We start from the raw sequence: 14,241 nt of genomic DNA on the forward strand, positions 1-14,241 counted from the left end.
AAATAAATGTTACTTATGGGTACTACTTTTTATCGTGTTACGAAGTAAAAGAATCAGAAAACGCTTCGTCATTAAGTAACAAAATTTGCAAAATAGATATTACGGTGAGTAAGGAACAGAGGCTCTGAAACCAAAAAAAATCGCTGCTCCAAAGTAGAGTAACATCAGGCACGTAATTTGTCCTGCTCTTTGTCTGTTTTCATCCATTGATAGGTCCTTATTTCACTTGTAAATGTAGATTGCTTGTTTGTACTTTCTCTAAAGAGTCATTTAGATACCTAGTATTGATATAGAAGGCCTATCTAAACTACCAAAATTTTGGTACAAAGCGACTAATTTTTATAATTTTGAGTTACAAATTTTTAGGACAAATTTTGAGTGACAGACTCTTTTGTATTTTTATTTTGAGTATCTATTTTGAGTGACAGACTCGTTTGTGAGTGACAGACTTGTATTTATTTTGAGTGACAGACTTGATTATTTGAATATAGCGAAAACTCGAGTCAGTAATGACACTTTCTAATTTTGTTAGAATTTTGCAAAGCCTAAAGTATAATAAAATCAAAAAACCTTCACCAAAAAGATAGAAAAAATGCACTCCAAAAATCATGACTTAGAAATGGCGCAGAGAGCTGTGTCTTTTGGTTTTATTAAACCTGAGCATCTGCAAAAAGCTTTGCAAATACAGCAGCAATATCCACAGGCCACTCTGATGCAAATATTCCAAAAGTACAATCTTCTCAACTCACAACAAATTCAAGAAATCATGGATATGACGAACAATGTTTCTGTAGAAGAAGTTATTCCTGAAAAGGTAATGCCGCAAAACAAAATGTTTCTCCACTATGAGATACAAGAAAAATTGGGGCAAGGGGGCATGGGAGTCGTCTATAAAGTTTTTGACACCAAATTGCGACGTGTTGTGGCCTTAAAGTTGATGCTAAATGCTGATTTTTCTCCCGAAGAAGCGCAACGATTTATGCGAGAGGCATCTGTCACCGCGCAACTGAACCACCCGCATATTGTGAAAATTTTAGAAGTTGGTGACCAGCCAAATTGTTTTTTTACCATGGAATATATTGAGGGAAAAACTTTCAAAGACCTATTAGGTGAAGAGGTGCGAGAGTTTAAAAAATATGCGCGGATTATGGAAAAAGTGGCTTTGGCGTTGCATTCCGTGCACAAAAAAAACTTCATACACCGCGACATCAAACCAGCAAATATCATGATGGATTCGCAAGGTCAACCTAAACTAATGGACTTTGGTTTAGTCAAGGTAAATCAGGAAAACAGTTTGACCAAAACTGGAAATGTGGTGGGTACGGTTTTATATATGTCACCGGAACAGGCAAATGGGGAGAAAATAGATAGGCGCTCCGATATATACTCTCTAGGAGCTAGCCTGTACGCCTCTCTTGTGGGACGTCCTCCTTTCCAAGGAGAAACTTACATCAATATCGTTATGCAGATTTTAAGCGTAGAGCCTATTCGTCCCCGTGTTTTGAACCCAGATGTACCGGGAGAACTAGAGGCGATTTGTCTAAAATGTTTAGAAAAAAATCCTGATCGGCGTTATGACGATGCAAAAGCACTGGCCAAAGATCTGCAAAACTTTCTTGAAAATCGTCCTGTAAGCGCAAAGTCACCTTCTGTGTGGAATATAACCTATAAATTTATTTTACGACACCGGTTCGCTGTATTGACTGGTATTGCTGTGTATCTATTGGTGTTTGCCGGCGCTATTTTCTCTGCTTTCCAGTGGAAGAGTGCCGAGCGTGAAAAAGCACAAAAAACCGAACTAGCAAGGGAAAGAGCTGTGGCACTAGCAAAAATTTCCATGAGTCAGGCTGCAGAAAGTTATCATCACAAAAAGTGGCGAGAATGTGGTGCTCTCGTGGGGACAGCACTCGAGTACATCAAAAATATCGAGGGCGAAGATGTTTCGTGTCTTAGAGAAAAAGGAAAAGGCTATATTCGTGCTTGCTTACAGGATATTGGTGTTTTAAGTCAGAAGTATAACTATGGTCGTGGATTACGTTATGACATGATTCATTTCAGCCCTGATAATCAGTATGTGGTTACGTTTTCCTCTCGCGGAGAAAATGGCCTGACCTTGTACCACATAGATGGGGAAAAGATATTGGATTTAACCGGTCACATTCGCCATGTAAATCTCGTCAAGTTTAGCACGGATAGCAAATATTTGGCCACCGTAGATGAAAACAGTATTATTGTTTGGGACATTCCTCAGCGAGTAGAAAAATGGCGTGTGGAAAAGAAAGGTATTTCCAGCATTGATTTTGACCAAAGCAGTACTTTTCTTGTTACCCAGTCCGCGAAAAGCATCACCCTGTGGAATATCAAAAATCAATCAAAAGCCGAAGAATGGATGGTCGAAGGAAATGGGGCGGCTTTTCTATCGAAAAATGAGATTGCATTTGCTGTAGGCAACCAGGTTTTTGTTAGAGACGTGGCAGCGCAAAAAGCATATCAAAAGTTTTCCGTTGGAGAAAAGATTCGCGAACTAGCGGTAGATCCAACCAGCGGTAATATCGCCGCTCTTACGGGAGATCAGTTGGTGCTGTGGCACAAAAGTAAACCGTTGTCTAAAATAAATACTAAGGGACAAAAGATACGAATTTCTCCTATCGGAATTGTTGTCGTAGATAAAAAACAAGTGGTGCTCTACAGTCTTCGGGGCACAAAGATGTGGGAATATAAGTTTTACAACGATGTTTCACATATTGATTTTGCATTTTCACACTGGGCTGTAGCCATATGCGATGGAAGCCGTCATATTTACCTATGGGATATTGCCAATAAAAGATGGTTGTGTTCTCCTGGAAGGCCAAACACACGTTCGCAAGAAGTCTATCTCAAAAACCTTTCGCACAATGTTCCTACTTTAGATATTCAAGGCAAAACGGTGAGAAGGATTTCCCAATACTTGCCGGAAGACATTGCACAAATTAGCCCAGATGAAAAAACGCTAGCCATCAAAAATTCATGGCGGGTAACAATGTGGGATATCGAAAGTGGTGAGGAGAAATATCAACTCAGTTACTACGATGGCATTAGCGATTATTTACTCAGCCCCAACAGTAGATGGCTGATCGTCGCAACCCCATTCAAAATATTCGTCCACGACGCTCAGAGCGGTAAACTCATAAAACAGATATATAAGCGGCCAAACAGAGAAAGTCGCGCTCGCGGTGGTTATAATGCTATTTACAAGATAAATATGTCCGCTGACAATAAAATTCTTGCGGTTGCGAAAGCACGCGAAGTCGTGCTTCGCGATATAACGAACGACTATGACATTGTCAGTTTAAAAAATGGGAAAAATCTACTATACTGCAGCCAGGTGCAATTTAGTAGAGATGGAAAAAAAATAGCCGTATCCGGATCGAGCCAGGATAAAAATGTTTTGGTATGGGACACTGTTACACATAAAATTTTGTATAAAGTACCTGTATCTGGTCAAGTTCTATCGCTCAGATATTCTACAGATGGTAAGGTGATGGCTGTTGGACAGTTTGATGCAGTGAGTTTTTTCGATGTGTCTACAGGAAAACAACTGCATAAAAAGTTACTCAATCAAACAGAGAAGTCTTTATCTTACAGTCCTGGAAATGCCATCTTTCACGGTAACAATCAGTTACTATGTACAGAGGAAGGACGAATTAGGGTTGTCGACTTTACTTTGCAAAAAAGCGGTTTCTATTTCAGTGGTTTTACTGTATTTGATCGTAGCAACAAATTTTTAGTCGGATCCACAAAGTCAAATCGATTTTATTTGGACACGACAAAGTCCTCCATTGCACTATTTGACATAGCTAGCTTGGGTAAGCCGGTCATTGTCGAAGGTAGATTTCTCAGTTATTTGTATGGCAAGAATGCTTTTCTTCCAGGGAATAAAAAATTCGTAACCCACAAAGGCAATAAAGTATTTGTGTGGAATACTTCGGGAAAAAAATTACTCACCTACGTAGAAAAAAATACCGCCCCCGTAAATCAGGTAATCGTACACGACAAGGTGGTGTTTATTTCTTCCGGAATAAAATGTAGTATTGTCGATATCATATCAGGAAGGCAAATCGCTTCTCTGGAGAAAGAAACCCACACGCGGCCTTCTGAATTTGCTTTTGCGATAGACAATTCCTCTGCCATTGTTGCGAGAGACAACGACTTGTATTTTTGGAATTATCGAAAAAAACAAGTAGAGTTATTGTCCCAAGCGCATACTTCGTATATAAGGGACATTACTTTTTCCACAGATGGAAAGCATTTTCTCAGCACGTCGGAGGGAGAGGTCGCGTTGTGGCGTTTCCAGGACAAAAAACTTCTCCACAAAATGGCGGAACATCCTCAATCCAGATCCGTGTCGGCTTTTTTTATTCCCCAGGGATTCGCTTCTTTGTCAGAAAGTTTGGCCCTATTTAACGATGCCAAAGATAGCAAAACCACGAACAGATTTCTTGTACAAAAACCTATGGTGAGTGGTGATGGACGTTATCTTGTACACAAAAAAGGCAAAGCTCTAATTGTGAATGGATTAAAGGATAAAAGGACGTACAAACTGGATAATATAAAACCTATCGAGAGAAGATTTTTTCTCGCCGATAGCAATTATTTATTATGTGAAACGGCCGACCAAGCAGTGATCTGGGATGTGAAAAAACAAGCGCCACTGCGAACGATCTACAAACCAGAGAAAGGCGCGGAAGTCACCCAGTTAGACTCTGCTGACCAGGCAATACTTACGAACTACCCTTCTGAGGATAAAATCAGCATTTCGCAAGTTATTCCTCCAACGATTCGTAAAGCCACACATCCCTTGCCATTGTGGACACGTAATTTTATGCCACCGCAAAAACAAAAATATACCAAAGATTCCATGTTCGATTATCGTTTAGATATACCTGGATGGTTAATTGAGTACAATCTCAACACCCATCCAAAACTTTTTACGCAATATTTGTTTGGAAAACAAGTTTCTCCTTTTCAGCAGGTCGAAAACTTTGATTTACCTTCACGTTTATGGAGGCTAGAGTAATAAAAACAGTTGTGTAGCTGAAGATCGAGTTTTTCGCCATCATCCTCTCACTCCTAAAATCAAGAGGGACTTCTGGAACTTTACTAAATCAATCGTGTAACATCTATTAGGATTAGAATAATGTCAACTCAAGTTTGGTCTGTTTTTGATGAACAAGCAGGAATTTGGATTGCGGACTATCGTGTGGGAGCCGCTCGTGCGCGTTCGATATGCGTACGTCTGGTAAACGATAATTATGCTATCGTCAGTCCTGGAAAAAGTCTCGCCACAAAATCGAAAGATTTTTTTGCAAAAAATGTTCCACAAATTTTAGTGGCCCCAAATAGCGTCCATAACATGGGACTGAAAGCGTGGCAAGAATCTTTTACCAATGCAATTTCCGTGTGTTCCCATGCGGCGAAAAAACGTTTGCGTAAATTGGGGCATACAAATATGCAAAATTTGAAAAGTCTAAAAACTTTACTTCCTGATTATATCAATATCGTAGAAGTTCCTGGTTCGCGCCTTGGGGAAATTTGGTTTGTTGTCAAAGGTGAAAAAGGAACGACCTGGATTGTTTGCGATGGCATGATGAATATTTGTATTCTACCAAAAAACATTTTTGGTAGAACCTTGCTCAGATTTTTAAACATGGCTCCTGGATTGCGTTTTACCCGTCAGTGGAAATGGCTCTTTATAAAGAGCCGGCGCAATTTTCGTAAGTGGATTTTAGGGCTACTAGATTCTCACCCTCCACAAAATTTAATACCTGCACACGGTGACATTATTTCCCAACAAGATCTTACACAAAAAATTCGTCAACAAATAACAAAAAGTTTTGGGTGAATTTAGGCTGTGTTATCCCAATGAAGTAACTATTCTTTTTGAACTCTCTGATGAATTCTTTCTATTGTATGATGAGAAGACAACACGGCACCTTCCTGCCAATGTCCGAGGTAGCTGATATCTGCGCCTGCCATATAGGTGTGTCCTTGTGGTTTCTCAAGAATCGGAATGAGATGTTCCGCCTCAATGGTCATTGCTCCCAAACTATAAGGTACCTTGTGCCAAGCACAACTCACACCATGCTCGACATCATCACTATAAGTAGGATGAATTTTTTGGCCTTGCTTTTTTGCCAATGCCAGACGTTGCGTAGGAGTCAATTTTCCTATTTTTTCCGAAATGGCATTGTCGAAAATGTAAGCACCAACGACAATACCTTTTTGTGAATTAAAACCACTGGAAGGATACCATATTTGCGTGATGTCCTGGTTTGTCCAAGATATCCCTCCATATATGTGACAATCTTTCTCCCAGAATCGCCGTTTAGCTTGAAAACCAATTTTGAGATAATTTAAATAAGGTACAGCATGCATAGCGCGATTAAATTCAGCCGAAAAGTCTGTCTCAATACCCTTTAAAACAGGTATGGGAATTGTATTGATACAAAAGTCGCCATGGATTGTCTTTTCTTCCTTTTTCTCGTGGTATACGACTGTAACTCCTTTGGTGGTATTGATGATTTTTTTGACTACGGCATTTTTGGTAACGAGATGGCTAACTTTTTTCTCAAAACCCTTGATGATCATATCCATTCCGCCAACAGGTTGCAACATCATCGGTCCTTGACCTAGTATCTCTCCCCAATTCATTTTATAATGCCAAAAATCGGACTTCAATAACTCGGATAAGTCAATAGGAGCTTTTTTGATACCAAGATTTACTCTCCCGCCTTTCGCATAGCCAGAACGGTCCGAACCTTTGTAAAGGAAAACGTCATTAAGGTCACCATATGCCTTTAAAAGCATTCGCATTTTTTCTTTGTCATCTTTGGAGAGCTCTTTATCTAGAACATTTTTGCTAATGGCTTTCGCGAGCAATTCACTGATAAAACCGCGACTATTTGTAGAGACTTCTCTTATTTGTAGAGGTTTACCGGCAAAAGCGGAGTCATCATGTAAATAAGCAAAGGGATTATGATTATTTAGTATTTGTAACTCAACACCGAGTTCTTGGCAATATCCGATAAGAGCGGAATGATCGGTTGGAAAACGTGCGGGGCCGAGATTGCAATACATCTCTTTGCCTGAATCGAACTTACATATTTGTACACTGTCACTTTCATGTATCTTGTCACCCGCGCGAACAGTTTTACTTCGCCCCCCACAACGTCCGCGAGCTTCGAGAATAGTACAATGATAACCAGCCTTTGACAATTCATATGCCGCAACTAGGCCCGCTAGTCCCGCCCCAATAATGACAATTTTTTTCCCTTTACCAGAACCAGCAGGTAGTTCCGGTGGACCAGCATACGCTGTGGGTGTTGCCATTAATCCCATCGTAACCATCGCTCCATAAAGGGCGCTAGCACCGCCTGCTTCTGCTAGTGCTATTAAAAAATTTCGTCGTGACATAGAATTTTGATTCATAACATTCTCTTTCTGAAATTTACATCAATAACGTTGAAGATACTTTTTAACTACGAAAGAATTTTATCATTTCAGATTTTCCAATGGCTCCAATCCCAAAGCTCTAATTGCCCAAGCGAGAGAGGTTCTCAGCTGCTTCTTTTGCACCGTACGAACGTGCGGGGCGTCTTTTATCATTGGCAAACCCGCATTTGCGGCAAAAAAACCGGAAATCCAAGCGGCAATTTCTGGGGCATCGGGTAGTATTTCTTCGGGATTAGGACCACCTTCGTATGCAAGGCTTGGTAGCCAGAATCCCAGATCAAGTTTTGCATTGCCCAAACAAGAATGATTCCAATCGATTATAAGGCATTTGTTTTCGGTAAAACAAATGTTATCGCTACGTAAGTCGAGATGTATGAATGAATTTCCTTCTGGGGAGCAGGACATTTCGTTTTCTATGAGTAGAGGAAGATTCTTCGTCAACCATTTTTCATCTGCGAAACCGATGGAAAGGAAAGGTCTTGGATTTTTTTCGACCTCTTTCCAGCTCGAATTCCATTCTCCGTGAACTTGTAGAAAGCTTTCCATATCCACTTGTGTGTTGTGCATCTTTTCTACTTGTTCGAGAACAAGTTCAATGTAATTTTGATTCCACATAGGTGGCCAGTGACAATGGGAAAGGTCTTCTATGATAAGGATGGGGTCTACTTCGCTTTCGTCATAGCCCACTAATTTTGGCATAAAGTCCTCATTTAGTTTTTTGTAAACTGCTATTTCTCGGCGTAAAAATTGGCTAGTTGCGGATGTTACTCCTACCTTGGCAAAAAAACGACTATCCTTACCTTGGCACACTAAGCGCAGTGCCGGGGTATAGCCAGTGGTTGCCAATGAATAATTCTCTATTCGAGTACCAGCTATTTTTTCTATTCGTGAAATGACTTCTTGATTTGGATTTTCGTTTAAAGACATAGCTACCTTTCTATCAGTGAATTTAGTTTTATTGTAGTGTATTGCATCACTATTTCAATGGGGTACTGGTAATTTTGATGAGAGTGTTTACAATCTGTTTTAGTTCTGTCATAATGATCTATGCCTTGTATTTACAAACACCATCCTCGATTTTGCTGTAGATTTCTCATTTCTTTACAAATTTTTATTCTCGACCGATCTTGATTTTGAGAGTTCTTATGCTTGTGCACGCCAAGAAAAGTTCAACAGGCCTGAGTTATTCTATCTAGTGTTTTTAATAAACATACAATTCACACGTCTATAATACACGGAATACACATACTCTAAATAAAATGGGGAAAGTATGATCTCAAAAGAAGAAAAAATCAATAAAAAGGTAAAAGAGCTTTGTCAAATCCAAGTGATTGAGAATAAATTTGCGAAGGAAAATTTTGAAGAGGTTATCGCTGAGTACAAACAAATTGTGGAGGAGCTTCCTGATGAATTTTGTATTGAGGTGGTTCCTAACATTTCTGTTGATGGCAATGTATTGAAAATGTTGGTACGTGCTTTCGAAGTACAGGCAACTCTTCTCTGTGATCACCCTCAAAGCGTATTTCAAACTGTGTGGAATTATGGTTATTGGTATGATTCTCCTGAAGCTAGCGTGCATTGCCCTGCTAGAAGAGTACCGGATTCAGAAAATAAATTATGTCATGTAGTTGAATATTGGCGTGAACAAAAAGAAATAGAAAGTCATAAATGGTTAAAATCACTACGTCCGTTACCTATTTTTCTCGATGATAAATGGTTACATGTCTTGCGGGATTGTAGGGGGGAAATCGGTATAACAACTTCGAACAGGGCTCACATTGCTGCGGCAATAGACAATGTCATTCACATATGGAAAACAAATGGGGAACTTTTGTATAGATTGATAGGTCATGAAGATAATATCACTCAGTTAGAGTGGAGTGATGATGGCAGCAGCCTTATTTCTCGAGCGTATGATGGTGAAGTGAAAATATGGGACGCAGAAAAAGGAGAGTTGCTGCATTCTTTTTCACAGGTAAAAACGACATTTAGTTTTAGCCATGATGGAAAAAAAGTAGCCATCGTTGCCGCTAAAAATACCTTTATTTGGGATATAGAGACAAAAAGGCAATTGTGTATTTTGACAGAAGAAAAAGCGATTCGCAGTATAAGTTGGAGTCCTGATGGCAACAAAATCGCTTGTGCTGGGATAGATGAGGTGACCATTTGGGATGTTTCACTTGGGAAAAAGCAAAACACTTTTCACATCACTCGTGAAATGCATTGCAGTATATGTTGGCATCCTAAAAGTGAAAAAATAGCTTGTAATCAAGAGATTTGGAGTGTGATTACAGGGAAAACTCTTTACAAAATAGAAGGAATTCATCTAAGTTGGAGTTGCGATGGTCGCAAAATAGCTTCTACGCTAGACGACCACAAGGTGAGAGTGTGGGATGGAGAAAATGGAGAGTTGTTGTATATATTGGAAACAGAATCGCATCCTTTTCACGATAAGATGTGGTGGGAAATGGAAAATGTATACTGGAGTGGTAACGATAGAGAAATTATCTACCAACAATGTGATCGCGAACTAAGTGTGTGGGATGTGCAGAGTAAAAAATTGCTGGATACGAGTAAGTATTCAGAGAATGCACATCAAGCGAAGAATAAGTACATCCATGCCGCAGGAGATTGTGTTGTCAGGGTATGGAGTGATCAGAAAAGTAATTTTACTTGTGCACTTTTGGGACATAAAGAGCGAATAAAAAGACTCAGTCGTAGTAAAAATGGTAAATACCTGGCCTCTATTGCGAAGCGCGAGTTGATGATATGGGATTGCGAAACAGGTATACCTATTTGCTCTTTTACTACGCAAGAGATTATATTTAATGTGCATTGGAGTTGTGACAATCGCAAAATTGCCGTAGTATCAGAAGACAGTGCTGTAAAGGTAATAGATATTCGAGATGAGAAGATATTGTACACCGTGGAACACGGTCAAGATCCTTCTTTTGCAAGTTGGAACAACAACGACACAATGCTTGTTACTATATCAGGGGACACATACTTTTTTGAATCAAGCGAAAGCATTCGCGATAGCGTATGCGGAATTACCCCTGTGTCTAATCCCTTTGGAATAACCTTTCCCGAACAGAAAATTCCCGTAGAGAAAGAAACCATAAAGATTTGGGATAATGAGGGGCAGCTTGTTCATGCACTTAAACACGGAGAATACGTAAAAAGTGTAATGTGGAGTGAAGACAATAAACTTACGAGTATTTGTTCAAACGGTAGTGTAAAGATATGGGACGCACAAAGTGGAGTGTGTTTGGAGCATGAAAAGGAAAAAAATTCTTTGGCGATAGAAAGTGCAAAGCCTGAGAGGTTCTTGTTGGAAGTCCAAAAACAAAAAATACTGGTGAAGTGCCAAAAGGAAAAAAAGACCGTTGCCTTTTTTTGCCCGGCTATTCGCGACGTGCAACTAGCGCCAAACAACATTGTTACAGGCTTTTTAGGAAAAAATGTTTATATACTTCAATTATGCGGAGGTTGGTAAATGCAGCAAATACTTCCCGAAGGATTTTACAAAATGGGCAAGCACGTTGTTTGTGAAAAAGATAATTCATTACTTACCTATATTCCCGAAGGGTGGTTTTCGATGGGACCGGCTTTAGATTGGGAGCTAGGGACTATTCATGACACTTTGCGCAGGATATATCTCGACAGCTATTTTATAGATCTCAATCCTGTGAACAACGAACAATTCGCGAAATTTATCGAGTGTGGTGGGTACGAAAAAGAAGAATACTGGCCATTTAGAGAAAGTACGGAATATAAACAATTGCAAGAGGAGCGCCATAAAGCTGGCAAAAGTCATCCTTACGATGCGGTTACTGCGGTAAGTTGGTTCGAAGCCAATGCCTATGCTATGTGGTGCAACAAGAAATTACCGACAGAAGCACAGTGGGTGAAAGCGAATCGCGGTGGTTTAGAAGATCGGTATGTTCCACAGATCAATGTACCAGAAATGGCGTGGGAATGGTGCAGTGATTACTACGACGAAGGCTACTATAGATACATGCCAGAAAAAAACCCCACAGGTACCACAAGAAAAGGCTATCGAGTTATCCAAGACAGTTTTATGCGTCTTCCTGGAGAGGACGTTCACAATATAGCAATGCATCATTATCCACGTCCTGAATGTATTGGTTTTCGTACCGTTATGTGTTGTAAAGATTACAACAATTAGATAGCCGCCGCGCAAAGAAAGGATCAAAATGACCTTGCCGAGTGATTGGTATATTGAGTTACGAAACGGGACATGTCCAAATCAAGAAAAAAGAAATTTAGACAGGATTAACAGGATAGACAGGATAGACAGGATAGACAGGATAGACAGGATAAAATAAAACAAATTTGTTTTTTGTAATTTGATTTTAACTTCCTAGTTGATGTATCTTTTTTATCCTGTTTCGTCTTGTCAATCCTGTCTGAAAATTTTTATTGGTGATCGTAGCCGGTTACCATCCACTTGTCGCCAGTCCAGTCGACAAATAAACGTACGTGTGACTTTTTGCCATCTTTTGTCTTGAGACTTAGTTTGTAGCCCACAACGGTTTGATCGCTTACGGCATATTCCATCCAATCATTGTCGTTTAATAAATGTTGAATGGCTTTGTGGGCGTTTTGGTGTATTTTTGTTGTGGCAGCTGGTGGACAATTAGAGAATTCTACTTGCGTTTCCATCGCAAATGCTTCGTCTGCTTCGTCTGTCCCGTACAAACATTCCACGGAGATTTCCGAGGCATCTAAAGGTTTAGCGCTGACCCATTTTTTTAAATCAGTGACATCGCTATTTATGTCAAAATCAAGGCGTTTGACGTCGAAATAATTTTTTCGGGTGGATTTGTAGTGAGCGACTTTTTCTAGAGCTTGTTGGTCTTTTGCTTCGATTGCCGCGACAAATTTTTGAACGGTTTCCCAGGGGGAAGTCCAATTTTGTTGACCTGGACCATCGACTCCGATTCCCCCTGCTGGTGTCGCTTTTCGAATATGAGCTCTATCTATGGCAAGTACACCCCATTTACCATTTTTACGTGCGGTGGTGATTTCCGTTTTGGTTTTGTGAGAGCCTTCACATTCAAATTGGTACTCTACTTTGATGTCACCGTCAACTTTGTCTAGGTCAGAACTTAACACCATCCACTGAAATAACTTATTTGCAGTTTTTCTAAGTTTGCTTTGCATACCATAGGACGACGCCCATTTTTCATCTACCCTTAATGTGGCTTCCTGCTCTACTTCACCACCGTTTGCAAATTCCATCTTAATTTCCATTTCAAACTCGGGCCAGATGTGTCTGTTACTTTTGTTGGTGAGCATATTGTCAATGGCGGTAACGTCAAAATCCTCGATTTTGAAAGACTTGCCTTCTTCAACGTGAACAAACTTTTTCGCTGTGTCCGCATCTTTGGCGCGTACAGCACGCAAAAAACGGTGTATGGTATTCCATGAGTTGTGTGGTAGTTTTTTATCTATGATTGTGCGAATAGCTCCAAAATTCTTACCTTCGCTATAGTCGTGGTATTGCGTGCGGTTTGATTTTATTTCTGCGAGAATGGTCTCTTGAATGTCTATGGCGACCGGGCGATCCACTCCAAAAGTTTCTTCCATCATATCCGCGATATTGTCAGTGTACTGGTAGTAAAAATCTGAACTAGCTGCATCTTGCAAAATCATGGTGATTACGTTTTTTTCGCTATTTGCAAATAGAAGTCCGCTAGTGGACAACAGAATAAAACAACAAAATATTTTTCTCATGTGAGTTTCCTCTGTAAGGTAAATTTGATGAATTGAAGAGGTTATCAATGATGGGGTGTAGATGCGGCAAAGTAGAAAGCTTCACTGTGTATTGATAACTTGTTATAGATAGAATATTGTAATGCATTACCGTGTTATTGCAATGGTTTTGCTGACGGAGTCGCAAAATTTAGATAGATCCATTCACAAACACTGCGAAAGAAGTGGTGTAGAATAGCGATGTATATGATAGTATTGTACATAGAGTAACTTTGTCAAAGTCACAAGCACTCAATTTTTTGGGATAAAGCTATGAGATCAATAAGTCGTTCATGGGGAATGAGAGAAGAAGAACATTTTGTTGATTTTCCTTGTGATGGGGTTTTACAGGAGCGTGATGATGCTCTATACCGTGCGGTTTCGGTAAACGCAAGTTCAAAAACAGTGTTCCGTTGGTTGTGTCAGATGCGTGTTGCACCTTACAGCTATGACTTGATCGATAATTTAGGGCGAAAAAGCCCGCAAAAAATCATACCTGGACTCGATCAACTTCAAATTGGGCAACGCGTTATGTTTATATTTAACATCGTCGATTTTGAGCAAAATAAACACATAACTATTCATACGCGCAAGCAATCTTTTCTGGCAAAGCTGTTTGGTTATGTTGTGGTAAGCTACTGCGTTTTTCCTGACAAGAGTGGTTGCCGCTTAGTTGTAAAATTGGTGATTCAATATCCCAACACAATTGTCAAATGGCTGTTTGGACCAATTTTAGCATGGGGAGATCTTTTCATGATGCGTCGTCAATTATTGAATTTTAAAAAACTTTCTGAACACTCAGATACAATTATAGAGTAGCTCAGCAACTGTTTGTTTCCTATACAGGGGAACGTATAGCAATTTTAAGGAAGAGTTGGTGAATGGCCACGCCAAGAATCGAACCTGAAATCCCAACGAGATAGCCTTGTTTCTCAAATATCACCATTTTATCGATACAATAAATAGAAACAA

8 protein-coding genes are annotated in these 14,241 nt (G+C 39.8%); 5 read left to right on the forward strand and 3 right to left on the reverse strand.

Features of this window, described 5'->3' with window-relative positions; translation table 11 throughout:
* Positions 1-592 precede the first annotated feature (592 nt).
* Both UABAM_RS23465 and UABAM_RS23470 read left to right on the forward strand, forming a co-directional pair.
* Positions 593-5,056 carry a protein kinase domain-containing protein gene (locus UABAM_RS23465; RefSeq protein ID WP_151970431.1) on the forward strand — a complete coding sequence of 1,488 codons (4,464 nt, stop codon included), beginning with the start codon at positions 593-595 and terminating at the stop codon, positions 5,054-5,056.
* A gap of 120 nt (positions 5,057-5,176) precedes the next feature.
* Complete coding sequence (locus UABAM_RS23470) at positions 5,177-5,881, forward strand: hypothetical protein (protein ID WP_151970432.1); 705 nt, start codon at positions 5,177-5,179, stop codon at positions 5,879-5,881.
* 29 nt (positions 5,882-5,910) lie between these two features.
* Here UABAM_RS23470 and UABAM_RS23475 read toward each other — a convergent pair whose 3' ends face one another.
* Together UABAM_RS23475 and UABAM_RS23480 are read right to left on the reverse strand one after the other, a co-directional pair.
* Positions 5,911-7,467, reverse strand: a complete 1,557-nt coding sequence (locus tag UABAM_RS23475) for a flavin monoamine oxidase family protein (RefSeq protein ID WP_151970433.1) — start codon at positions 7,465-7,467, stop codon at positions 5,911-5,913.
* Between the two features lie 66 nt (positions 7,468-7,533).
* Positions 7,534-8,418, reverse strand: coding sequence for a phosphotransferase (locus UABAM_RS23480; RefSeq protein WP_151970434.1), 885 nt, complete (start codon positions 8,416-8,418; stop codon positions 7,534-7,536).
* Positions 8,419-8,761: 343 nt separating this feature from the next.
* Here UABAM_RS23480 and UABAM_RS23485 point away from each other — a divergent pair, with 343 nt between their 5' ends.
* Together UABAM_RS23485 and UABAM_RS23490 are read left to right on the forward strand one after the other, a co-directional pair.
* Positions 8,762-10,987, forward strand: coding sequence for a WD40 repeat domain-containing protein (locus tag UABAM_RS23485; RefSeq protein WP_151970435.1), 2,226 nt, complete (start codon positions 8,762-8,764; stop codon positions 10,985-10,987).
* Entirely contained in the window at positions 10,988-11,680 is a 693-nt protein-coding gene (locus UABAM_RS23490; protein WP_151970436.1) for a formylglycine-generating enzyme family protein, read from the forward strand.
* A 251-nt stretch (positions 11,681-11,931) separates the two neighbouring features.
* Here the strand turns inward: UABAM_RS23490 and UABAM_RS23495 are convergent, their stop codons facing one another.
* Positions 11,932-13,251 carry a hypothetical protein gene (locus tag UABAM_RS23495; RefSeq protein ID WP_151970437.1) on the reverse strand — a complete coding sequence of 440 codons (1,320 nt, stop codon included), beginning with the start codon at positions 13,249-13,251 and terminating at the stop codon, positions 11,932-11,934.
* 291 nt (positions 13,252-13,542) lie between these two features.
* Here UABAM_RS23495 and UABAM_RS23500 point away from each other — a divergent pair, with 291 nt between their 5' ends.
* Positions 13,543-14,088, forward strand: coding sequence for a hypothetical protein (locus UABAM_RS23500; protein WP_151970438.1), 546 nt, complete (start codon positions 13,543-13,545; stop codon positions 14,086-14,088).
* The last annotated feature ends 153 nt before the right edge of the window (positions 14,089-14,241 follow it).

This window comes from Candidatus Uabimicrobium amorphum, from assembly GCF_009002475.1.
Classification (GTDB): Bacteria; Planctomycetota; Uabimicrobiia; order Uabimicrobiales; family Uabimicrobiaceae; genus Uabimicrobium; species Uabimicrobium amorphum.

Bases quoted from the DNA above. Each gene is read 5' to 3' on its own strand.
- UABAM_RS23475 (WP_151970433.1), bottom strand. From the start codon at position 7,467: ATGAATCAAAATTCTATGTCACGACGAAATTTTTTAATAGCACTAGCA.
- UABAM_RS23470 (WP_151970432.1), top strand. From the start codon at position 5,177: ATGTCAACTCAAGTTTGGTCTGTTTTTGATGAACAAGCAGGAATTTGG.
- UABAM_RS23490 (WP_151970436.1), top strand. From the start codon at position 10,988: ATGCAGCAAATACTTCCCGAAGGATTTTACAAAATGGGCAAGCACGTT.
- UABAM_RS23485 (WP_151970435.1), top strand. From the start codon at position 8,762: ATGATCTCAAAAGAAGAAAAAATCAATAAAAAGGTAAAAGAGCTTTGT.
- UABAM_RS23495 (WP_151970437.1), bottom strand. From the start codon at position 13,251: ATGAGAAAAATATTTTGTTGTTTTATTCTGTTGTCCACTAGCGGACTT.
- UABAM_RS23465 (WP_151970431.1), top strand. From the start codon at position 593: ATGCACTCCAAAAATCATGACTTAGAAATGGCGCAGAGAGCTGTGTCT.
- UABAM_RS23500 (WP_151970438.1), top strand. From the start codon at position 13,543: ATGAGATCAATAAGTCGTTCATGGGGAATGAGAGAAGAAGAACATTTT.
- UABAM_RS23480 (WP_151970434.1), bottom strand. From the start codon at position 8,418: ATGTCTTTAAACGAAAATCCAAATCAAGAAGTCATTTCACGAATAGAA.